The organism is Hydrocarboniphaga effusa AP103 (assembly GCF_000271305.1).
Lineage (GTDB): Bacteria > Pseudomonadota > Gammaproteobacteria > Nevskiales > Nevskiaceae > Hydrocarboniphaga > Hydrocarboniphaga effusa.
Genome location: NZ_AKGD01000001.1, coordinates 111,435 through 133,345 on the forward strand (window position 1 = coordinate 111,435; position 21,911 = coordinate 133,345).

General features: G+C 63.6%; 26 protein-coding genes. 9 read left to right on the forward strand and 17 right to left on the reverse strand.

Annotation, left to right across the window (positions count from 1 at the left end; all coding sequences use genetic code 11):
• Positions 1–8: 8 nt before the first annotated feature.
• The 6 genes from WQQ_RS00450 (at position 9) to WQQ_RS00475 (ending at position 5,282) form a co-directional block, all read left to right on the forward strand.
• Positions 9–263 carry a hypothetical protein gene (locus WQQ_RS00450; RefSeq protein WP_007183237.1) on the forward strand — a complete coding sequence of 85 codons (255 nt, stop codon included), beginning with the start codon at positions 9–11 and terminating at the stop codon, positions 261–263.
• A 49-nt stretch (positions 264–312) separates the two neighbouring features.
• Positions 313–948 (forward strand): glutathione S-transferase family protein, encoded by a 636-nt coding sequence (locus tag WQQ_RS00455; RefSeq protein WP_007183238.1) that lies wholly within the window; start codon positions 313–315, stop codon positions 946–948.
• 183 nt (positions 949–1,131) lie between these two features.
• On the forward strand, positions 1,132–1,899 hold the full coding sequence (locus WQQ_RS00460) for an ABC transporter ATP-binding protein (RefSeq protein WP_050997634.1): 768 nt from the start codon (positions 1,132–1,134) through the stop codon (positions 1,897–1,899).
• On the forward strand, positions 1,896–2,699 hold the full coding sequence (locus tag WQQ_RS00465) for an ABC transporter permease (RefSeq protein ID WP_007183240.1): 804 nt from the start codon (positions 1,896–1,898) through the stop codon (positions 2,697–2,699). Before WQQ_RS00460 ends, WQQ_RS00465 begins: the two co-directional genes overlap by 4 nt.
• 68 nt (positions 2,700–2,767) lie before the next feature.
• Complete coding sequence (locus WQQ_RS00470; RefSeq protein WP_007183241.1) at positions 2,768–4,264, forward strand: protein adenylyltransferase SelO; 1,497 nt, start codon at positions 2,768–2,770, stop codon at positions 4,262–4,264.
• Between the two features lie 22 nt (positions 4,265–4,286).
• On the forward strand, positions 4,287–5,282 hold the full coding sequence (locus WQQ_RS00475; RefSeq protein ID WP_007183242.1) for a hypothetical protein: 996 nt from the start codon (positions 4,287–4,289) through the stop codon (positions 5,280–5,282).
• On the opposite strand, the gene WQQ_RS00480 is transcribed toward WQQ_RS00475, so the two are convergent.
• The gene (locus tag WQQ_RS00480) at positions 5,283–5,723 is read right to left on the reverse strand and encodes a VOC family protein (RefSeq protein ID WP_007183243.1); all 441 of its coding nucleotides are present in this window, start codon (positions 5,721–5,723) and stop codon (positions 5,283–5,285) included. It lies immediately after the preceding gene.
• 199 nt (positions 5,724–5,922) lie between these two features.
• Here WQQ_RS00480 and WQQ_RS00485 point away from each other — a divergent pair, with 199 nt between their 5' ends.
• Entirely contained in the window at positions 5,923–6,276 is a 354-nt protein-coding gene (locus tag WQQ_RS00485) for a YciI family protein (RefSeq protein ID WP_007183244.1), read from the forward strand.
• 21 nt (positions 6,277–6,297) lie between these two features.
• On the opposite strand, the gene WQQ_RS00490 is transcribed toward WQQ_RS00485, so the two are convergent.
• Together WQQ_RS00490 and WQQ_RS00495 are read right to left on the reverse strand one after the other, a co-directional pair.
• Positions 6,298–6,669, reverse strand: a complete 372-nt coding sequence (locus WQQ_RS00490) for a response regulator (protein ID WP_040452773.1) — start codon at positions 6,667–6,669, stop codon at positions 6,298–6,300.
• Between the two features lie 2 nt (positions 6,670–6,671).
• Positions 6,672–8,156, reverse strand: a complete 1,485-nt coding sequence (locus WQQ_RS00495) for a DUF7125 family protein (RefSeq protein WP_202800593.1) — start codon at positions 8,154–8,156, stop codon at positions 6,672–6,674.
• 178 nt (positions 8,157–8,334) lie between these two features.
• Here WQQ_RS00495 and pgl point away from each other — a divergent pair, with 178 nt between their 5' ends.
• Complete coding sequence (pgl, locus tag WQQ_RS00500; RefSeq protein WP_007183248.1) at positions 8,335–9,054, forward strand: 6-phosphogluconolactonase; 720 nt, start codon at positions 8,335–8,337, stop codon at positions 9,052–9,054.
• 30 nt (positions 9,055–9,084) lie between these two features.
• On the opposite strand, the gene WQQ_RS00505 is transcribed toward pgl, so the two are convergent.
• Positions 9,085–9,447: a hypothetical protein gene (locus WQQ_RS00505; RefSeq protein ID WP_007183249.1), complete on the reverse strand. Its 363-nt coding sequence runs from the start codon at positions 9,445–9,447 to the stop codon at positions 9,085–9,087.
• A gap of 509 nt (positions 9,448–9,956) precedes the next feature.
• On the opposite strand from WQQ_RS00505, the gene WQQ_RS00510 reads away from it, so the two are divergent.
• On the forward strand, positions 9,957–12,137 hold the full coding sequence (locus WQQ_RS00510; RefSeq protein ID WP_157534455.1) for a TonB-dependent receptor plug domain-containing protein: 2,181 nt from the start codon (positions 9,957–9,959) through the stop codon (positions 12,135–12,137).
• Positions 12,138–12,147: 10 nt separating this feature from the next.
• On the opposite strand, the gene WQQ_RS00515 is transcribed toward WQQ_RS00510, so the two are convergent.
• The 13 genes from WQQ_RS00515 to WQQ_RS00560 form a co-directional block, all read right to left on the reverse strand.
• On the reverse strand, positions 12,148–13,443 hold the full coding sequence (locus tag WQQ_RS00515) for a di-heme oxidoredictase family protein (RefSeq protein WP_007183251.1): 1,296 nt from the start codon (positions 13,441–13,443) through the stop codon (positions 12,148–12,150).
• Positions 13,440–13,967: a hypothetical protein gene (locus tag WQQ_RS00520; protein ID WP_157534456.1), complete on the reverse strand. Its 528-nt coding sequence runs from the start codon at positions 13,965–13,967 to the stop codon at positions 13,440–13,442. Before WQQ_RS00520 ends, WQQ_RS00515 begins: the two co-directional genes overlap by 4 nt.
• A gap of 428 nt (positions 13,968–14,395) precedes the next feature.
• Complete coding sequence (locus WQQ_RS00525; RefSeq protein ID WP_007183253.1) at positions 14,396–16,372, reverse strand: phage tail tape measure protein; 1,977 nt, start codon at positions 16,370–16,372, stop codon at positions 14,396–14,398.
• Complete coding sequence (locus WQQ_RS25365; RefSeq protein WP_436198055.1) at positions 16,369–16,620, reverse strand: phage tail assembly protein T; 252 nt, start codon at positions 16,618–16,620, stop codon at positions 16,369–16,371. The genes WQQ_RS00525 and WQQ_RS25365 overlap by 4 nt, the downstream gene beginning before the upstream one ends.
• 41 nt (positions 16,621–16,661) lie before the next feature.
• Complete coding sequence (gene tnpC / locus WQQ_RS00530) at positions 16,662–18,197, reverse strand: IS66 family transposase (protein ID WP_007183254.1); 1,536 nt, start codon at positions 18,195–18,197, stop codon at positions 16,662–16,664.
• A 28-nt stretch (positions 18,198–18,225) separates the two neighbouring features.
• Positions 18,226–18,573 (reverse strand): IS66 family insertion sequence element accessory protein TnpB, encoded by a 348-nt coding sequence (gene tnpB, locus WQQ_RS00535; RefSeq protein ID WP_040452778.1) that lies wholly within the window; start codon positions 18,571–18,573, stop codon positions 18,226–18,228.
• Complete coding sequence (gene tnpA, locus WQQ_RS22720) at positions 18,570–18,905, reverse strand: IS66-like element accessory protein TnpA (RefSeq protein ID WP_083844375.1); 336 nt, start codon at positions 18,903–18,905, stop codon at positions 18,570–18,572. The genes tnpB and tnpA overlap by 4 nt, the downstream gene beginning before the upstream one ends.
• Positions 18,906–19,000: 95 nt before the next feature.
• A complete protein-coding gene (locus WQQ_RS24070; protein WP_157534457.1) occupies positions 19,001–19,414 on the reverse strand; it encodes a hypothetical protein in 414 nt (137 codons plus the stop codon).
• A gap of 132 nt (positions 19,415–19,546) precedes the next feature.
• Positions 19,547–19,900: a hypothetical protein gene (locus WQQ_RS00545; RefSeq protein ID WP_040452780.1), complete on the reverse strand. Its 354-nt coding sequence runs from the start codon at positions 19,898–19,900 to the stop codon at positions 19,547–19,549.
• 41 nt (positions 19,901–19,941) lie between these two features.
• Positions 19,942–20,163 carry a hypothetical protein gene (locus tag WQQ_RS24075; protein ID WP_157534459.1) on the reverse strand — a complete coding sequence of 74 codons (222 nt, stop codon included), beginning with the start codon at positions 20,161–20,163 and terminating at the stop codon, positions 19,942–19,944.
• Complete coding sequence (locus WQQ_RS00550; RefSeq protein ID WP_007183258.1) at positions 20,160–20,411, reverse strand: hypothetical protein; 252 nt, start codon at positions 20,409–20,411, stop codon at positions 20,160–20,162. Before WQQ_RS00550 ends, WQQ_RS24075 begins: the two co-directional genes overlap by 4 nt.
• Entirely contained in the window at positions 20,401–20,589 is a 189-nt protein-coding gene (locus WQQ_RS00555; protein WP_007183259.1) for a hypothetical protein, read from the reverse strand. The genes WQQ_RS00550 and WQQ_RS00555 overlap by 11 nt, the downstream gene beginning before the upstream one ends.
• Positions 20,590–20,691: 102 nt before the next feature.
• Positions 20,692–21,906, reverse strand: a complete 1,215-nt coding sequence (locus WQQ_RS00560) for a tyrosine-type recombinase/integrase (protein WP_007183260.1) — start codon at positions 21,904–21,906, stop codon at positions 20,692–20,694.
• Positions 21,907–21,911: the final 5 nt, after the last annotated feature.

Genomic DNA, 21,911 nt, shown 5'->3' on the forward strand with positions numbered 1-21,911 from the left:
AGCCCCCGATGAACCGGCAGCTCGTCATCCTCACAGCGCTCTTCGCCTGCGGATTGCTCGGTGCCTGCGCAACGCAGCCCAAGACCTCCGATTCGTTGAGCGCGCTCGAAGTGGAGCAAGGCTGGAACGGCTCGCGCTGCGTCAACGCCGACCTCGACGTGCCTTCTCCAGAAGGAACCCGCTTCGTTCTGCGGCGAGCCCTGGGATGCATCTTCCCGACCAGCGGGGATCGTGAAACCACTCGCGAAGCGGCTGCGCTTTGAGGCTGCACCCTCGCCCGCGCATCGAGTTGAATTGAATCGAGTTGAAACCATGAGCCCAAGCGACCGCCGCGTCATCTTCTATCACGCACCGCAAAGCCGCTCGGCCGGCGTGCGCGCCCTGCTCGAGGAGCTCGGCGCCGACTACGAACTGCACGCGCTCAACCTCAAGACCGGGCAGACGCGCGAGCCGGCGTATCTCGCGATCAACCCGATGGGCAAGGTGCCCGCGATCGTGCACCTGGGTTCGCTGATCACCGAGCAGTCGGCGATCTACCAGTACCTCGCCGACCTTTATCCAGAAGCCGGCCTCGCGCCGCAGATGGGCGATCCGCTGCGCGGGCCGTTCCTGCGCTGGCTCGCGTTCTACGGCTCCTCGTTCGAGCCCGCGGTGACCGACAAGGCGATGAAGCGCGATCCGGCGCCGCCGTCGATGTGCCCCTACGGCGACTTCGACACCATGATGGCGACCATCGAAGCGCAGCTCTCGGCAGGGCCTTACATCCTCGGCGACCGCTTTACCTCGGCCGACGTGCTGTGGGGGCTCGCACTCAAGTGGATGCTCGGCTTCGGTCTCGTCGACGGCACGCCGGTGGTCAAGGCCTATGTCGAGCGTATCGGTTCGCGGCCGAAGATCGTCGCGGCCGCCAAGGCCGATGCAGAGCTCGCGGCGGCGCAGCAAGCCTAGGCGCTTCGGCGCCAGGTGCGTCCGCCGAGAGTAAGCGCCGATGGTGCCACGTCGTGAATCCAGGCGGGTCTTGGCCTGCGTGCGAGCGGCCCCGCCCTATCGGCTTGGCAACCGGTCGCGCACGGGCAACGACGCTTGCGCTTTCCGTGGCAAGCTTGGCGGCTGTCGCCACTTTCGAAACTCGTGAATCCGAAACCGTCTTCTCCGGTACTGCAGGTGTCAGGCCTCGGCAAGCGATATGGTGAGCGCGCGGCCGTCTCGGACGTGTCGTTCGAGGTCGGGCGCAACGAGATCGTGGGCCTACTGGGTCCGAATGGCGCCGGCAAGACGACGACCCTCAACATGGTGCTCGGGGTGCTCGAACCGAGCGCCGGACGCATCCTGATCGAAGGGTTCGACGTGCAGCGCCAGCGCCGCAAGGCGCTCGAACGAACCAATTTCGCGGCCGTCTATGCGCCGCTGCCGGGCAATCTCACGGTCTACGAGAACCTGCGTTTTTTCGGCCTGCTCTATGCAGTGCGCAATCTCGCCCGGCGCATCGAGACACTGATCGAGCAGTTCGACCTCGTGCGCTTCCGTGACACGCGCTGTGGCGTGCTGTCGTCGGGGGAGCAGACTCGCGTCTGCCTGGCCAAGGCCATGCTCAACATGCCGCAATTGCTGCTGCTCGACGAGCCTACGGCCTCGCTCGATCCGGCCACCGCGCGCGACATCCGCGCGCAGATCAAGGCCATCGCCACTCACGGCAGCGGCGGAATCCTGTGGACCTCGCACAACATGCTCGAGGTGCAGGAAGTCTGTGATCGCGTGCTGTTCCTGTCGCGCGGACGCATCCTGCTCCAGGGCGATCCGCGCACGCTGCCGCAGCAGCATGGCGAAGCCACGCTCGACGATCTGTTCGTGAAGCTCGCGCACGCGAACGCCGCGCAAAACGCAGAGGGCACCGAATGAGTTGGAGCGGAACCTGGGGCATCGTGCTGCGACAGTTCTATCTCATGCGCGGCAGCCCGACGCGCCTGCTGCCGATGTTCGCCTGGGTGGCGATCGACATCGTGCTGTGGGGCTACATCACGCGCTATCTCGACACGCTCACGCAGGCGGGCGGTGCGCTGCTGCCGTCCCTGCTCGGGGCGGTGCTGCTATGGGATCTGTTCTCGCGCGTGATGCAGGGCATCACCACCTCGTTCCTCGAGGACGTGTGGTCGCGCAATTTCCTCAACCTGTTCGCCTCGCCGCTGTCGGTGACCGATTACGTCGCCGGCCTGGTGCTCACGAGCCTGATCGGCAGCGCCATCGGGCTGATCGTCATGCTGGTGCTCGCAATGGGCATCTTCGACCTGTCATTCGTAAGCTACGGGCTGCTGCTGATTCCGTTCCTGCTCGTGCTGTTCCTGTTCGGTATCGCGCTCGGCATCTTCGCGAGCGCCATGGTGCTGCGGCTCGGCCCGGCCTCCGAATGGCTGGTCTGGCCGATTCCGGCGCTGCTGTCTCCGTTCGCGGGCGTGTTCTATCCGCTGTCGACCCTACCGGGCTGGATGCAGGCGGTCGGCCACGCGCTGCCGCCTTCGTACGTGTTCGAAGGCATGCGCTCGATCGTCGCGGGTCAGCCTTTCGAGGCTCATACGCTGCTCTGGGGACTCGGACTGGCGGTCGGCCAGATCCTGCTCGCGGCAGTCTGCTTCAAATGGGTGTTCCGCTACTCGATCCGCAGCGGCCTGCTTGCCCGCTACAGCGCCGAAAGCGTCGCCTGAGCGGCGCATCCGGCGGCCCGATCCCTTCGCTAACCGCCAGGCCGGGTTCGAGGCGTTAAAGTGTGTGCATGGACACCACCACCGCCATCACCCTGGACTCGCTGGAATTCACCAACCGCTTCGCCCGGCTCGACGGCCCGTTCCACGCCCAGGTGGAGCCGCAGCCGCTGTCCGAGGTCCGCCTGCTGCACCTCAACGCCCAGCTTGCCGGACAGCTCGGGCTCGATGCGGGTGCGGCCGCGCGAGACCCGGACTTCGTCGCGGCAATGGCCGGCAATCGCAAGATCGTCGGCGGCGCTTATGTGGCGAGCGTTTACGCGGGCCATCAGTTCGGTACGCTGGTTCCGCAGCTCGGCGACGGTCGGGCCAACCTGATCGGCGAGGTTCTCACGCCGTCTGGCGAGCAGTTCGAACTGCAGCTCAAAGGCTCGGGGCAGACGCCATTCTCGCGCTTCGCCGATGGCCGGGCGGTGCTGCGTTCGAGCATTCGCGAATACCTCTGCAGCGAGGCCATGCACGCGCTCGGCATTCCGACCACGCGGGCGCTGTCGCTGGTCGGGGCGAGCGATCCGGTGCAGCGCGAACGCTTCGAGCGCGCGGCGGTGGTCTGCCGCGTGGCCCCGAGCTTCGTGCGCTTCGGGCACTTCGAGTATTTCTACTTCCGCAATCGACACGAGGAGATTCGCCAGCTCGCCGATCATGTGATCGAGGCGCACTACCCGCATCTGGCCGGCTTCCCCGAGCGCTACGCGGCCTGGCTCAGCGAGATCGTGCAGCGCACCGCCAGGCTGATGGCGCAATGGCAGTCGGTGGGCTTCTGCCACGGCGTCATGAACACCGACAACATGAGCGTGCTGGGCCTGACGATCGATTACGGCCCGTACGGCTTTCTCGACGGTTTCGACGCGCACCATATCTGCAATCACAGCGATGAAGGCGGCCGCTACGCCTATGATCGCCAGCCGGTGATCGGCCAGTGGAATTGCAGCAAGCTGCTGCAGGCCACGCTGCCCTTGCTGCATGAAGACCCGGACCAGTCCGTCGAAATCGCCAACGCGATCCTCACGCGCTATCCGGCCGATTACATGAACCAGATGATGAGCCTCTGGCGGCGCAAGCTCGGGCTCGTCAGCGAGCAGGAAGAAGACCGCGAGCTCATCAACCGTTTCCTGAACCTGCTCGACAAGGGCAAGAGCGATTTCACGCGCACGTTCCGCGCGCTGTCGAATCTGCGCGACGGCGACGACAAGCCGGCGATGCGCGACGAGCTGCTCGACCAGGCCGCGTTCGACGCCTGGCTGCCGGATTATCGCGCCCGCCTCGCGCAGGACGGCCAGCCCGAGGCCGAGCGCCAGCAGGCGATGCGGGCCGTCAATCCGAAATACGTGCTGCGCAATCACCTGGCGCAGGCGGCGATCGAAAAGGCCGAAGCCAGCGACGCGAGCGAGATCGATCGCCTGTTCCGCGTGCTGCAGCGCCCGTACGACGAACAGCCCGAATTCGACGCGTATGCAGCCGAGCCGCCTCCCGAAGCGCGCCACATCAGCGTGAGCTGCTCGTCCTGACCCGAATCGCGAGGAGAACGCCATGCGCAGACGCCAGCTGACCCGCAACGCCGATTGCGACGACATCCTGCACTGGCTCGATGCGCACAGCGTCAGCGTCACGCAAGGCCTGCCTGCGCAGCTGCTCAACAAGCGCTGGGAGCAGGCCGGGCGCTCGACCGCCCAGCTCGGGCCGGCGCTCAAGCTGCTGTTCGATCAGGACTGGGTCGCGATCACGCCGGACCTCGATCCGCCGCACCTGCGGTTTTCGAGCGAGGGCTTTCGCAAGCTCATCGAAGCGCCGCTGATCGAGGAGCCCGCAGCCGTCGCGGAGGCGATCGCCGAAGCCGCGCCGGTCGCCTCCGCATCGGCGGCGGAACGCCCCGTCACCGTGCCGGCGGCGCCCTCGACTGCGGCTCCGGCCGCCGCCACGTTCCGTGGCCCGAGCGAGCTGCGCCTGCGCAACGACATTCTCGGTATCTATCGCGAACTCAAGCTCAAGGCCGGCGCGAGGCTGATCGGCATGACCTTGTCGCGCTACTGGCAGGAGCTCGGCAATCGCGCGGGTGATCTGCGCGATGGGATCGACGTGCTCGTGCGCGACGGCTTCCTGCAACCGCGCATGGTCGGCATCGACAAGCACTGGATGCTGACCGAGGAGGGCGCGCACTTCATGGCCGGCGCGCAAACCCCGGCCTCGCTTTCGCGACTCGCCCCGCCGCTCGACAGGGTTTCCCCGACCCCGCCGGCCGACGAGCTGCGCCTGCTGACCTCGCGTGTGCTCGTCGCCGAGCTCGGCCCCGGCGAGAGCCGGCTCGACTACACGCTGCTGCGCCCGGCCTGGATGCAGCGCACACGCCTGGACGACAACGCGCTGCTGCATGGCCTCGACATGCTGCACAAGCTCTCATGCGTGCAGCTGCACGAAGGCCGGCCGCTCGATATCGAAATCACCGCGGCCGGTCGCACGCTCGCTTCGCAGGAAACGCCCAAGCTCGCCAAGGTGCTGTCGCTGCTCAACAAGGCTTTGGGCGGTTAATTAGCCTGAGCTTTCGACCGCGCAGCCCGGCAACGGCTGGCTGCAATTGACCATCCAGGCGACGCCGTAGCGATCGACCAGCTGCCCGTAGCGCTGGGCCCAGAAGGTCTCGGCCAGCGGCATCTGAATCTGCGCACCAGGCGACAAGGCAGCGAACACGCGCTCGGCCTCGGCCGGTGTGGCGACATCGGCCACGACATGAGCGCCCTGCACCGGCACGTGCGGATGTTCGGGCGTTCCATCCGTGCCCATGATGTCGTGTCCGTCGACATCGAGGCAGGCGTGCATGATCTTGCTGCGCGACGCTTCGGAAACGTATTCGCTGGCCGGCGTTTCGCCGAAGCTCATCATCGCCGTGATCTTGCCGCCGAGCGCCTGGGCATAGAACTCGAAGGCCTCGCGGCAGTTGCCGTCGAAGCTCAGGTAGGTGTTCAGTTTCATTACCGCTCTCCTTGCAGGTTCATTTGCGGGAGCCTCGCCGCGAGACTCTATGAACACGTCGAATCGGGCTCGCAAAAATCGACAGAACAATCGACACGCGCGATGATTTTTTACGCCCGCCTGCTAAGTCCGTAAACGCGCTTGATTTTTAGTGCGCCGCTCGTGACGATCGAAGGCACTTAAGGAACCAGGAACACTCATGCCGTACACGATGCTGATCATCGAACCGCGCGGCCAACGCGCCGAACGCGGGCCCGAACAAGGTGCCCAGGTCTACGAGCAGATGCTGGCCTTCGGCGCCCAGCTCAAGGAGCGCGGGCTGCTGATCGAGGCTCAGTCGCTCAAGACCGACTCGGCCGGCGTCCGGCTGCAGGTTCGCGCCGGCAAGCGCACGCTCGTCGATGGCCCGTTTTCAGAGGCCAAGGAAATGATCGGCGGTTTCTTCCTGCTCGATTGCGAAACGCGCGAGCAGGCGCTGGAGATCGCGGCCGCTTGCCCGGCGGCGCAGTACGCGACCATCGAGATTCGCGAAAACGGCCCCTGCTTTACCTGAGCGGCCGGTGCACTCGGCGGATCAGGCCGCCAGTATCGACTCGATGAGCTGGATCACCGCTTCGATGCGATACGGCTTGGTGATGAAGCCCTGTGCGACCTTCGAAGGCTCGATGTCCGCCGGCAGGGCGGCGCTCGTGAGAATCACCGGAATCGCGGCGAGCGCCGGCTGGGCGCGCATGGCCTGGATCAGCTCGAGGCCATTGACGTGCGGCATCATGAAATCGGTCAAGACGATATCGGGCCGTTCGCGCGCGAGCTGTTGCAGGGCGCGCTCGCCGTTGGCCGCCTGGCTCACGCGATAGCCCGACATCTCCAGCAGCAGCGCTACCGTCGTGAGAGTGCCCGGCTCGTCCTCGACGAGCAACACGTGGGGCGGCGCTTTGGCGCTCATTTTCAGCCCTGCTCGCTGCGAGCCTGGCGATGAGCCTGACCTGAAAGCAACCCTTCCATGGGCCCTGGTAGCGCCTGAAGCTGCAGCCCTTCGGACGTGATCGAGATTTCGCGAATGGACGGGTCGAAGCCGCTCTCGCGGACCTTGACCACGGACAGGATGCGGCGCAGTTCGGAATCGAGCTCGATGTAACGCATGAGCATGATGTTCTCAGCGACCGCTGAAACGGCGCCGAATGCAATCGACGTCTCGCCGCCGACCAGCTGCGGGCTCTCCGACGTGAAGATCGAGGTCACGCCCATTTCGCGCAAGGCATTGGTCAGCGCGGCAAGAAACGGAGCGAGGCGGTCCGGGTAGATCGCCGATTGCTCGATCGCATCGAACCCGTCGACGAACAGGCGCTTGACCCCACGCCGGCGCACTGCCGCGAGCAGGCGGTAGCCGATGTCGTCGAGCAGCGTGTCGGTCAGCGATTGCCACTGCGTTTCGACGATGCCGTCGTCGCAGAGCCGGGGCAGCACCAGGCCATTGCCATCGGCCTTGCGGCGAATGCGCGCGGGTGTTTCGTAGAAGCTGTACACCAGCCCGGGCTCCTCGGCCGAAGACTGGCTGACGAACTGCAGGCCCAGCGTGGTCTTGCCGATGCCGGTCGGACCGATCAGCAAGGTGCTCGACCCTCGCGGCAGGCCGCCGCCGATCATCGTGTCGAGTTCGGGCGCACCGGTGCTCAAGCGCTGGCCGTAGTGCCCGTTCTCGGGAGCGAGCGCCGTGACGGTCTCCAGGCGCGGCAATACCTGCACGCCTTCATTGGAGATCAGCATCATGTGCCGGCCCATGATGAAGCCGCTGCCGCGAAACTTGTGGACCTGGAAGTAGCGATAGCTGCGGTAGTCGAGCGTCATGGTGCCGATCTCGAACCAGCCGTCCACCATCGTGAACTCGGGGCTCGTCGCCCCGCGGCGGCTGCTGGTCAGCAGCAGGATGGTGCTGCCGAGCAGGTTGGCGAGAATGGCGAGATCGTTGACGAACTTGCGGAAGTCACGCTCCGAGCCAACGCTTTCCTCGAGCGCGAACAGGCCGTCGACGACGATGGTGCGCGCGCCGAGGCGGCGGCTCTCGCCGTTGAGCAGACGCAGGATGCCGCGCAGGCCATCGCTCTGCAGATCGTCGAAGCCGCTGACGTAGTAGACCGAATCGGGCACTTGCGTACCGTCGTAGAAACTCATGCCTTCGAGATGCTGCATGAGCCGCGAATGCGACTCGGCGAGCAGCGTCACGTACAGCGCTTTTTCGCCATGCCGCGCGCGGTGAAAGCACAGCTGGTTCGAGAAGATGGTCTTGCCAGCTCCCGGCGTGCCCTGGACGATATAGACCGAGCCGGCTACCAGGCCGCCGTGCAACACGCTGTCCAGACCGAAGATACCTGTGGAGATCCGGCCGGCCCCGTTCTGGTTCCCGGCCACGATTCCTGCGCCGCCCTGACTCACAAACTTCTCCTGACTCCTCGCGCGATGGGCGAAGGCTAACAGATGACGTGCGCGATGATGCGGACACCCCGTCGGCGGGCTCCGCCGATGTCCGCGAGCCACCCAGCCCGCGACGAGTCAGCTGCACATCCCTAAGCTTCGGACACCACTCATTCACCGAGCCGCGGAGATTCTCGCCATGTCCACGTTGCTGTCATTGCCCGACACCGTCGAACAGCGCCTCGACGCGAACTCCGAGACGAGCGCCCTGCGGATGGCGGCCGATATCGCGACCGAACTCGACGGCGCTGTTCAGCAACGCGGCCAGGCGACGCTGATTGTCTCTGGAGGCCGCAGCCCGATCGCATTCTTCCAAGCCTTGTCGGGCGCGATGCTCGATTGGTCGAAAATCACCGTGAGCCTGGCCGACGAGCGCTGGGTTCCCTCCGATCATGCGGACAGCAATGCCCGGCTAGTTCGCGAGCATTTGCTCCGAGGGCCGGCTGCGGCCGCGCACTTCGTCCCGCTGGCCCATGCGGACAGCGCTCCGGAGGCCGCGCTAGCGCGTGTCGAGCGAGAGTTCGCCGCCCTGCCTTCGCCGTTCGACGTAGTGGTGCTGGGCATGGGCGATGACGCGCACACCGCCTCGCTGTTCCCGAACCTTCCCGAAACCGAGCGCGCGCTCGATCCGGCAGGCCCCGCCACGCTTGCGATCATCCGTCCAAGCACGGCTCCGCACGCCCGCATCACGCTGACGCTCGCAGCGCTCAAGCGCAGCCGGCGCATCGTGCTGCAGATTCAGGGAAGCAAGAAGCGCGAGGTGATCGAAGCGGCCGTCGGCCAACCGGCGCTGCGTTGTCCGATCGCTGCGATCTTGTCGCTACGCGAGATCCCGGTGCGGCTGTACTACTCGGACTGAATTTCGCGAGCAGTTTCGGCAAAGCAATCCTCAGATCTCGCCGCTTTCGAGCCGCGCCGCGTCCTCGGCCGCTGCGAGCTTGGCCCGCATCACCGCGAGGCTGTTGTCGAGATGGTTGACCTGCTCCTGCAGGTGTTGGGCGAGAACTTCGAGTCCGGCCGACTGCTGGGCGTAGTGCAACTCCTGGGCGACCGAATTGCGAACCTCCTGCACCGCCCGGATGCGCGCCGCTTCGGTCATCACCGTCGAGAGTTGCAGGCTCAGATGCTCGGCCACCATGAGCCGTGAATGCAGCAGGGCGAACTGGCCGTCGAGCTGAGCGATGCGGTCCGTCAACGGCTTCAGATAAGCTCGCAGCCACTGTTCCAGCGATGCCTGCTCCGCGCTTTCCATTCCTTTCCCCGCCACGCCTCGCAGCCTGCAGGCTCAGCGGCCTCCATGGATCCCCGCAGGCTGTCGTTGTGCATGAGTCGCTGACCGCTGAAAAGAGCCTAACAAGAAGGACTTGCCCACCCTATGGGGAATAGTCCTCAGCAGAACGGACGCAAATCTCTCTATCGGGCCGGGCCTTTTCGTGGGGCGCTGAGCCTTACGGCTACCTCACGCAGATCGAAAAAAATTTTGGAACTACCTGCTCGAACCCGAGTCATACGCAAGCAGGGTTCGCAGTCGCCCTGCTTGCAGTCGGACCGCTTCTCTCCCGTTCCGACCGCTCCACGCCCGCGGTGCCGGCCACTCCCTCCGGTTATCGCGGGCTCTTTGTTTGCGCTCCCGCCAAACCCATCGCCAGTCGCAGGTTCGCCCTGCGCTGCGCCCTCGTTGTATAGTTTTTTATATAACGATACGTTGCTGGCGAATTGGCAATCGATCCGAGCCTTTCCGGATCCAGAACAGGGGTTGATATGCGGAGAGTGGGGAGCCACCAGCTCGGCGCGTTCGCGTCGGCATTGATCGCGGTGTTTTCAAGCGGCGCGGCGCAGGCACAGGCCGCGGCGGCCGCCGGGCCGAGCAAAACCTTCACGCTCGGAACCGTCGAGGTGATCGGCACTGCCGAGTCCGACGCCACCGCGCTGACCACCGAGACGGTCGACGTCGAACAGATGCTCGCGCTGCATCGCGACGATCTGGCCGAAGCGCTCGACCTCGTTCCCGGCGTGGCCCTGCAGAATCTCGGCCAGCGCCGCGAACGCCTGATCGCCCTGCGCGGGTTTTCGAGCCGCCAGGTGCCGCTGTTCATCGACGGCGTGCCGGTCTACGTGCCGTACGACGGCAATGTCGATCTCGCGCGTTTCGGCATCGATTACGTTTCGGAGATCGTCGTCAGCAAAGGCCTGGGCTCGCTGCTCTATGGCCCGAACGCGCTCGGCGGCGCCATCAACGTGATCAGCCGCAAGCCCACCGCCCCGCTCGAAATCTTCGCGCGCGCGAGCGCCGAGTTCGACGACGACTTCGGCGACATCGAGCAGCGCGGATCGGTGTCGGTCGGCGGCGCGCGCGGCGCCTGGTACGGCAATTTCACCGTCTCGCATGCGGATTCCGAAGGCTATCGCCTGTCCGATGATTTCAGGCGACAAGGTCCGTTGCCGCTGAATGCCAGCCCATCCAACCATGAAGATGGAGGCGCACGCGACAACGCCGACAGCCGCGACACCGTCATCAGCGCCAAGATCGGCTTCGTGCCGAACGCGGACAACGAATTCGCGCTGAGCTACTACCGCCAGCAAGGCGACAAGAACGATCCGCTGTACTCGAGCAACTATCTCAACCAGTACGCCTGCGACGCCGACAACGACCCGAGCACGCCGGACACCAACTGCTCGCGCCCCGATGGCGTGGCGTTGCGTTACTGGCAATGGCCGTACTGGAACAAGGAGAGCTTCTACTTCGTCGCCCGCAATGCGGTGACTTCGCAGGGCGCGCTGCGCTGGAGGCTGTTCCACGACAGCTTCAAGAATTCGCTGGAGTCGTTCCGCAACGCCTCCTACACCTACGAAACCGGAACGTTGCCGGGCTACGTTTTCTACGGCAGCCAGTACGACGATTACACCTACGGCGGCGGCGCGGACTTCGAATGGCGCTGGAGCGATCTGCACACCACGCGCATCGCCAGCCATTATCGCCAGGACGTGCATCGCGAATCGCAGCGGCAGCCCGCGCTGCCCGAACAGCGCCTGGAGATTCCGACCTACGACGTCGCCATCGAACATGAGTGGAAGCTCACGCCGCAGCTCACGCTCACGCCCGGCTATTCGTTTCTGCGTCAACCGGGCCGAACGGTGCAGATCTACGACAGCAGATCGCAGACTTTCAACCCGCAGTCGGTCGACGATGCCGATGCTCACAACGCACAGATCATCGGCACCTGGCGCCTCGACGACAGCCAGTCCTTCGTGGCCGGCGTGAGCCGCAAAACGCGTTTCCCGACGCTCAAGGACCGCTTTTCGGGCGGGCTCGGAACCGTCAGGCCGAACCCGGCGCTCAAGCGTGAAATCGCCGACCACTACGAAATAGGCTACGAGTTGCGGCGCGAGCGCTGGGGCGGCAGGATCGCGCTGTTCCAGAGCGAGCTCGACGACGCCATCCAGAGCGTGACCCTGCTCACTCCGCCCGCCCCGGCCGAACCACCGTGTCCGAACTCGACGACCACCTGTACGCAGTTGCAGAACGTCGGCAAGCAGCGCCATCGCGGCGTGGAACTGTCGGCCACCGCCACTCCGATCGACGCGCTCACGCTGATCGCGCAGGCCAACTTCGTCGACATCGACAACCGCGGCCAGAACAGCGCGGTGAAGATCACCGGAACGCCGGACGCCATCTATCGCCTGCGCGCCGACTGGAACTTGCTGCCGCAATGGCGCCTGCGTCTCGATGCGCAGCATGAGGCCGATCGTTTCAGCAACAGCACGGGCACACGCGTTGCCGAATCGTTCACGGTCGCCAACGCGTTTCTGCGGTTCTCACCGGTGACGAGCGTCGGCATCGACATCGGCGTTCGCAACCTCACCGACGAGCTCTACGCTTACGACGAAGGCTATTACGAAGCCGGCCGCACCTGGCTCGCGCAGGTCGACTATCGCTATTGACGATGCGTCTTCAAAGCCCTTCGACCCAGCTCGACAGTCGCTGACGTCGCGATGCATCGAGCTTCTCGAAGCGGCGGCGCGCAGCCGCCGCTTCGCCGTCGTGCCAGAGCACCGCTTCTTCGACCGAACGGGCTCGGCCGTCATGCAACAGCGCCCAGGCTCGTCCGCTGCGCCGCACATGATTCAAGCCCCATAAAGGCGCGGTTCGCCAGCGGCTCGTCACCGGCTTGCCGCTGAGCGTGCGATCGGCAAGCCCCGCGCCGAGATCGTGCAGCAGCAGATCGGTATACGGGGCGATCATCTCGGCGCCCACGATGTTTTCGACCGGCAACTGCGGCCGATGACAAGCCGCGCAGCCGGTCGCCACGAACAGCGCAGCGCCGTCCTGCGGTTGCGATGCGCTCGCGGCGGGCACCGCGAGCCACTGCTGAAAGCTCACGAGCGCGGCGAGAAATTCGTCTGTCGCTTCCGGCTTTCCGCCATCGGCGGCCTTGCGGCATTCGCCTTGCGCAGCGGTGCAATCGTCATGCGGAATCGGCGTGGAACCGAGCCCCATTTCGCGAGAGAACGCCCGCGCGGTTTGAGCTTCGATCGACACCGCATCGGCCTGCCAGCCAAAGCGGCCAGCACGCTGCAGGCCATTCACTTCACGCCAGGCGACTTGGCCATCGATTCCCGCTTGCCGCCGGGCGATCTCGACGATCGCCGCATCGGGCACCGCCTGCAGCAAGCCCGCGCCGAACAAGGCAGAAGCCAGCCGCGGCTTGATCAGCGTGTCGCGTGCGAGCGCTCCGTGGGCGAGCGCATCGATCTCGATACGCGGCGCGCGCAGAGTCCAGGCCGCGCCATCCGCATAACGTCCGGCGCGCTCGATATAGCGCATGCGCACGCGCGCCTCGGGCGCGTAGCCCTCGATCGCACTCGTGTTGAGCACGTGCCCATAAACCGGATCGCCGACGTCGAACTGCGCAGTCGGCGAACCGAGCTGCACGACGAGGCCGATCGGCGCGGGCTCATCGCCCGATGCGCCTTGCGCCCGCGCGCCTTCGTTGTGGCAGCCATCGCAAGTCGCTGCGTTGAACAGCGGCCCCAGGCCGTCGCGCCGGCCCGCTCGCGGCGTTCCGGCGATCACCCATTGCGTGTTGAAGATCGCATGGCCGAGCTCGTAAGCCTCGCGCTGCGCTGCATTCAAAGCGGTGTACGGCGGCGGATCACGGCGATCGGCAAATTCCGCGCGTCCGAATCCGTTGGCCGCCGTCGCCACCGACGCGCCGGCCCAGAGCAGCGCTGCAAGCCTCCACTTCACCGGGTCGCAGGTGCGACCGGCGTCAAGGTGAAGTGCAGCGTGTCTTCGGAAAGACCGTTGAACTGCAGCGTGAGCTCCTGCTCGGCCGGCAGGTCATAGACGACCACCTTGCGTGGCTTGTCGCAGCCGGGAGAGCCATTGAAATCGAGCGAAGGCACGACCTTGCCTGTGGCGACAATGTCGATCCAGAACGGAACGTCGAGCGCGACGCGATACTGCCCGGCCTTCGGCACCCGAAAGCGGATCAGCCCGGCCGACGCGCCGTCGGCGAGCATTTTCTTGCTCGGGCTGGCTGCGAACTGCACGGTGTCCTGCGGCAGCAGCGCAAGTGCGTAGAGCCGATCGAGCTGCAGCAGCGGAGCGCTCTGGCCGGACTTGCCGGCCGAGGCGCTCTCGGCCTTGCCCACGAACAGCGCGTGCTCATGCGCAACGTCCCATTTGAAGCTTTTGCAGGCATCGCTGGCCGATGCCTGCATCGCGCCCAGGCACATCGCAGCGCCAACGATCCACGTCAGAGTCCGCATGAGATTTTTCCGTATCAGAGACGGAGAATCCTACACGCTATATAAAAACAAACATAACGATAGGACCGTCGCACGGCAGCTCCGCGCGAGCGAAAAACCGTGTGGCGAAACGCGGAAAAAAACGCTGATCGGCTCAGAAACAAAAAAGCCGCGCTTTTCGGCGCGGCTTCGGATCTTGTAATGGTGGGCGGAGGTCACTGTGATTCGCGTCCTAACATTATGATGCTGCTGGACTATGTTGGACACTCTCTTTTAAGTTACCCGGAAAGTTACCCGACCATTCGCAACTGGCTCTCGCGGGGTAATCATCGGCCAGAAAATCAGCGATTCTGCTACCGCAGCGATCTGACCAACGGCAGCCGCCCTAAAGTCACAGCCCTCGATGCCAGCGCTATTCGGTTCGAGCCCGTCTCGGGGAGCCGAATGAATCAGCCATAGACCTTGGCCGGCGTCGCACGGCGCTGCACCACGGAGCCACCTTGCAGACCTGCGTAGACCGCGCCCGTGCGCGTCGCGAGTTGAGCTCCGACGATGTTCACCGACTGCGCCACGCCCCGCTCAACGCGATGGTTGATCTCCGCCATGATCTGCCCGTCGCTGAGCTGGCGCATGCTCACAGCGACGCCAACATTGTCGTTGTAGACGATACTTATGCCCTGCTTGCCTGATGCAAGCGGGGCGGATCGGGCAGGCTCAACCATGCCTGACTGCGCTCCCATCATCAGCAACGTACGGCTGCCAATTCTCAATAGCTCCGGACCGTCCTCGGCGACCTCATACATGCCACTAGCGTTCACCGGGCCACCGTACCGACGCCCAGTGAATTGCATTGCGCGCATCTGCTGGATCTGCGCCAGCTGAACCGCTACTGCAGCAGCGGCGGCGGCCGGGGCCAAAGCCGGACCAATTACGGGCACGGCAATAGCGGATTCGTAGGCTTTGATGGCAGTCGACGGAATCGAGACCAGTGCCTCGGCAATCTTCAGCGCTTTGAAAACGGCAAAGCCTTTGGCACCGAACACTGAAGCAGCATCCGCAGCCATGCTTAGCGTGCTCGCGATTGCATCCGCTTGCATAACCATCGCGTCTATCTGTTGTCGTTGATACTCGGCGAGCGAGTCGGCGATTGCGCGTTGTCGCTCTGCAGCGTCCAACGCCCCTTTGTAAAGAGCCGCGTGATATTCCTCGTTTTGATCAAGCGACTGCTGGAGCAAGGTGCGCTCAGTGTCGATCTGCTCCCCTAATGGACGAAGCGCGTCGGCCTCTAACGACTTGAGATCGAGTCTCCCCTCGAACATCGCTAAGTTTGTGCCGAACTGAATTTCCTGCTTGGGTGCCTCCGGTGCCGCTGATTCCTGTGCCTGGTCACGCACCTGCTTGTCGGCTTTGCCCAAAGCATGGATTGCGGCGTTGAGCTCATCGATTCGCTTTCGTGCCTCTTCAGCGTCAGTAACCATCGCGCCGTGAATGGCCGCAACGCCACGAAAATCCAGATGAGCCAGCGCAACCGCTTGAGCAGCGATACCGCCGATCTCATTTCCAACTTGCTTGAAGACATGCGCGACATTGACCGCGACAAGCGCGACACCTTTGAATCCGACAAGAAGCGAATCAGCCAAAGCAACGGCTACGTCGCCATCTGCAGCAACATCCGCGAACTCCGACGACAAGCTTTCAAGCGCTGGCATCAAGTTCGCTGCAAGGCGTGTCGTCAACCCTTCGGCGGCTCGCCCCATAAGAAAGAGGTTGTCGTTAAAACTGCCCGCGGCTGACGCGGTCTTTTCATCAATGGTGAAACCTAGTGCATCAGCCTTGTCTCTCAGCCGCTGCAAGCCATCAGCGCCATTGTTGAGAAAGGGAATCAGATCGGCGCCAGACTTACCAAAAAGCGCCATGGCGACGGCGCTCTTGGCAGCACCGTCACGAGCATCGCCGAAGGCCGCAGCAATATCGGTCAGCACTTGGTCCGTCGAGCGCAGCTGCCCATCCGCACCTTTTACGATCACCCCGAGCGCCTTGAATGCGCGCGCTTGCTCGCCTTGTGCGTTCTCGGCCGATTCAATCATCGATCGATTGAGCTTCACCAGCGCGCCAGTGAAATCATTGACGCCCTCTAAATCGGCGGCGAACTGAAGCTGGGACAAGGCGGTGACGGACGAGCCCACCTTCTGGGCCATCTCATCCAGTTCATCGAATCGGCCAATGGCTTTTGCTACGGCAGCTGCAGAAACAGTAGCGATTGCAGCCAAGCTCGCGCCGACGGCTTGACCAAGCCTTTCGAAGTACCGCTGCATCTCGCTGGTCCGTTTATCAGCGAGCCGACCTGCTTTATCCAAACCGTCTTCAAATCCACCGATACGAGCGATCAAATCCAGCGTGAGTGTGCCTAAGCTTCTTGTACTCATTGGGATGACTCTCGGTGCCGGCCAAAAATTTTCATCACGTCTTCTATAGTGCCAACCCGCTCTTCTTCGGGCGGGTCATACGGCATGAAATCCTTATAGGTAAAAGGCTCACACCGAACCTTGCTATCGCGATTTATGTTTGCCAGCAGTGCGCGCGTGAGCGCAGAAGGAATCTGAAAATTGCTGCGGTCATCAAAGGGGTGAACTTCGAAATAAGAGCACCACCCCCTAAATTCCCCGTAGGTCATGACTCGTTTGAGGATCGCCAGGGTAAGCGTCCAGAGACTACCTATAGCGGGAGCTGAGCGGCGACATTCCAGGGCAGCAGCTCATCAAGCTTGTTGATGGAATGATCTGCGATGCGATCGAGCACATGCCGCAGATAGGCTTCGGGGTTGAGTCCGTTGAGCTTGGCCGTGCCGATCAGGCTGTAGATCGCAGCGGCACGCACGCCGCCGGCATCGGAGCCGCAGAAGAGAAAATTCTTGCGCCCGAGCGCGACGACGCGCAGGGATCGCTCCGCTGCGTTGTTGTCGATTTCCAGATTCCCGTCGTCGCGATAGCGCGTCAGCGCCGGCCAGCGTGAGGTGGCGTAGCGAATCGCCTTGGCGAGTTCGGATTTCGTCGAGAGCGTGCCGACGGTTTGATCGAACCAGCCCTTCAGTTCTTGCAGCAGTGGTCCGGCGCGCGATTGCCGTTGTGCTTTTCGCTCTTGTGCTGGTTTACCGCGAATGTCTTGCTCGACGACATACAAAGCGCCGATGCGATCGAGGGCTTGCTTGGCGATGGGCGAGGCATTGGCCTGGTGGATGTCGAAGAATTTTCTTCGCACGTGCGCCCAGCAGGCGGCTTCCTGGATCTTGCCGCCGCCGTAGAGGTGATGAAAACCGGCGTAACCATCGGCCTGCAGCGTGCCTTCAAAACGGCTCAGGTGCCGCTTCGGATGCTCGCCCTTGCGATCGGGCGTGTAGCGGAAGAGCACCGCTGCGGGAGTCTGGCTGCCAGCCGGGCGATCGTCGCGCACGTAAGTCCACAGCCGTCCGGTCTTGGTTTTCCCATTGCCTGGCGCGAGCACTGGCACCGGCGTGTCGTCCGCATGAATCTTGGTCGCGCTCATCACGTGCGCGGCAATGCGTTCGACCAGCGGGGCGAGTAGCGCCGCGCTGCCGCCGACCCATTCGGCCAGCGTCGAGCGCTCGATCTCGACACCTTCACGGGCGTAAATCTCGCTTTGCCGATACAGCGGCAGGGAGTCGCCGTACTTGCTGACCAGCACATGCGCCAGCAGGCCAGCGCCGGCCAGGCCACGGGCGATCGGCCGTGAAGGTGCCGAGGCCTGGACGATGCGCGAGCAGGCATCACAGGCGCACTTGGGGCGCACGTGCTGAATCACTTTCCAGTGCGCCGGCACGTAATCGAGCATTTCCGAAACATCTTCGCCGATCGGCCGCAGCGCGCCGCCGCAGTCGGGGCACGCCGATGCCGGCGCATGGACGATGGACTCGCGCGGCAGGTGATCGGGCAATGGCTTGCGGGCAGGTTTCTGCCTGGCTTCCGTGGCCGCTGAAACGACCGGTACCGCGTCGGGTGTCTGCAGCTCCTCGATCAGCAATTCGAGCTGCTCGATCTCACGGTCGAGCTTCTCGCTCTTGGCGCCAAACTGCATGCGCTTGAGGCGTGCCAGCTGGATCAGCAGCTTGTCGATCTGGGCATCGCGATGGCGCAGCACGCTGCGCAGCGTCGACAGCTCGGCGGCATGCGACTGCACCAGCGCACGCAGCGCTTCGACGGTATCGGGCAGATCGGATTCGGGCGCATCGAGCATGGCATCTCGATGCAAAAAGCTTGCAGAATCAGGCGGCTTTCGAGGGTTTTGTGGTGCGTTCCGGTCGTCGCCAGTCGATGCCTTCGAGCAGCATCGAGAGCTGGGCTGCGGTCAGATGCACGCGGCCCGACTCCGCCTTCGGCCAGACGAAGCGGCCGCGCTCCAGTCGCTTCGATAGCAGACACAAGCCGTCACCGTCCCACCACAGCAGCTTGAGCTGATCGCCGCGGCGACCGCGAAAGGCGAAGACATGGCCCGAGAACGGATCATCTGCGAGCACCTGCTGCACCCGTGCCGATAAACCATCGAAGCCTTTGCGCATGTCCGTCACGCCGGCCGCGATCCACACCTGTGTGCTGGCTGGCAAACCGATCATCGTGAGCGCAGGCGATCAAGGATCGTCAGCACCATCGCATCGGATGCCGATTCGATGCGTAGGCAGGCACCGTCGGCGAAGGACACGCTCAAAGCGACGCTCGTCGATTGCGGAGTCGGTGCAGCAGGCGGGACGATCGTGACCGGCAGCAACGTCGTCTTGCTCGCCGCGTCCGCCTCGCGCCACCATTTGAAAATTAGATTGTGATTCAGCCCATGGCGCCGGGCGATCGACGAGACCGAACTCTGCTTCTGCCGTGCTTCGGCTACGCACGCCGCCTTGAATTCCGCCGAATAGCTGCGCCGCTTCTTGCCCAAGGATGATGCTTGCATGGTGTCCACTTAATCAATCGTGGACACCATCGGCGCCCAAGGGACGCTTATCTTCTACGCCACAACACTCCCTTCAAGCGGTGAGCCTCGGACGCTTACGCTTCTATACGCGCAAAGGATTCTTTTGCGGTTCGTCCAAGCGCTCTGTTGGTCTGATGGGAGAGCTGAATCCAGCTCTTGATATCTACCCGCCTGCGTGCCGCAGCGCCGCGGGGTAGCGGTCCCAGCATGGCCGCTTGGAATTCCTTCGGATCAAGCGCCCCAGCAGCACCGACAAGGTTTGCGGAAGCCAGCAGGCGACTACTCATAAATTCGGCTAGCTCTTCGGGCAACGGAAACCCCGATCTTATCGCTAGAGCAGATTCGGCTAGCACACGGGCCAGCGCGTTCCGTTCTCCCTGTCGAGCAGGTTCAATGCTCGACAGGGAGAACGAAAAGCAGCGATCTTCGGTGGGGTGCTGGACTGCTACCGCATAGCGCACCTCTTTTGATCCAAGCCGTTTGTCCATTTATGTCAACTAGCCTCGCTTCTCCGAGCTTCTCAAGAAAGGGCCACGCCAAGCCGGTGAAGGAATCCGGCCTTTCACCCCGTCGGGCTAGACGTGGCTTGATCTATTCAAGTCTGCTCAGAAGCAGCGACTCTATCGATACACCGCACCGGTCGACATGTAAGTGCCGACCGTTTTCATGAAAGATTCCGCTACCGTAACCGCCTTCCAGTCGCGAGATCCATGAATCATGGCAGACACGATGAAGCCAAGGATCAGTTCTTTGGTGTCGTCACTCGCATGCGGGTTGTTCATGAAATCCAGAAACTCATAGGCGTACGCCGTGCCGAGCGCGCAGTGCGCTTGGCTATAACGAGTTTTGAGCACCTCCGGCTTCCACCAGATTGGGCGCTCATCGGGCCCAATACTGACGAAACTCAAGTCTTCCACTTTAGACGGTGCATCTTTTGAAATAACCCATTTCTGGGAGCGGCGCACCTCGGTCATACCAGAACCTGGCACGTATTCGCGAAGCTTTATAACCGCACTCATACCCCACCCCCTTCAAGCTCTTCAAGCGTGCAATCAAGATCGTTGTGAGCCTCGAGCGCCTTGCGACAGAGAGTCTGCGCGGCGGCAACTAGGCGTCTGTCGGCGAAGCAAAGTTTCGGTGCCAATTCTCCGAGTACAGCGAGAGCAACATCTACGGAGTCGTAGATTTCACCAGCAAACGCTCTGGCTCCTGCAACGGTATTCGCGGCGGCGCTCATGACTTCACCTTCCGATGTTCCGCATGGCTCGCGGCGAATGCAGCGCTTGCCATTTGAAGCATGTGAATGGCGGCGTGGATCGGGTCATAAATGGCTTGCTGATTGAGATCGGTGAATTGCTCTAGAACGGAAAGCGCTTCCCCAAAGAGCATTGTTCCGTCGTCGTAGTAGCTGATGGCGTCTCCGCTGCCGGGGACGATCTGATATTTGGCGTTCAGTTCGAGAAACGTGCGGGGCTCAATTGCCATTGCTCACCTCCCTCGTGCGACCATGCTCCCAAGCCAGCGCATCCGCAACGGTGTGCATGATCCGAAACATGGCGTCCTTGTCGTCGCAGTTGAGCAGGGTCTGCCCGTCTTCGACGATGTAGCTCAGCGTCGGCTTCTGCCTTTCGGCCTTGATACCATCCTCAACAGCTTGCTCCATGGGTATCTCCATGTTGCGAGTCAGGGGCACGGCGTCTCGTACACGCCGTCTCCCCGCCTCATGCCCCGCTGAAATCCGCCGCAGGGCTTCGCGGTACAGCGATCAAGCGGCGCGCAGCGGCAACACCGCGGCCGGGGCCGTCAGCGTATCCAGATAGTCGGCCCAGGCCTGCATCATCTTGCGGCGCTCGGGCAGGTGCGACGTGCGGTTGTACGCGCGGCCATTGGGATCGCGGACCGCGTGCGCGAGCTGGTGCTCGATGAAGTCCGGACGAAAGCCCAAGGTCTCATCCAGCAGCGTGCGCGCCGTTGCGCGGAAACCGTGCAGCGTCATTACTTCTTTGGGATAGCCCAGACGTCGCAGGGCTGCATTCAAAGCCGCGTCGCTCATCGGCTTGCGCGGGCTGCGAACACCAGGGAAGACGAACTGCCCTCGCCCGCTGAACGGCTGCAGCTCGCGCAGGATGGCAATAGCCTGCGTCGGCAGGGGTACGAGATGCGGCTCGCGCGTTTTCATCTTGCCTGCCGGGATACTCCACTCCGCTGAGTCGAGATCGACCTCTGCCCATTCCATTTGGCGCAGCTCGCCGGGACGCACGAACAGCATCGGGGCGAGTTTGAGGGCGCAGGCAACCGGGAAGGTGCCGGAGAAACCATCGATCGCGCGCAGCAGGCCGCCGATGGCCTTGGGCTCGGTGATCGACGGGTAATGCTCGGGCTTCCAGGGCGCGAGGGCACCGCGCAGATCCTGGGACGGATCACGTTCGGCCCGGCCGGTGGCGATGGCGTAGCGAAATATCTGGCCGCTGACCTGCAGGATTCGGTGGGCAGTCTCCAGGGCGCCGCGGGCCTCCACGCGCCGCAGTACCGTCAGGAGCTCAGGGGCGGTGACGCTGGCGACGGCCCGATCACCGAGCCACGGGAACACATCCCGCTCAAGCCGGCCGATGGTCTTGGATGAGTGACTGGGAGCCCAGCGGGTCGAGAACTTGCCGAACCACTCCCGAGCAATCACCTCGAAGCTGTTGGCGGCTCGCTCCGCTCCGGCCAGCTTTTCGGCCTTCCTGTGCCCGCTCGGGTCGACACCTGCCGCGAGCAGCTTGCGTGCCTCATCCCGCCGGCGGCGGGCATCGGCCAGGCTGACTTCGGGATACACGCCCAAGGAAAGCAGCTTCTCCTTGCCGTCGAAGCTGTACGCCAGGCGCCACCACTTGGAACCGCTCGGGTTGATCAGCAGGAACAGGCCGTCTTCGCGAGGCAGCTTGTAGGGCTTGGCCTTGGGTTTGGCCGCGCGGATGCCGGTGTCGGTGAGCTTCATGGTCG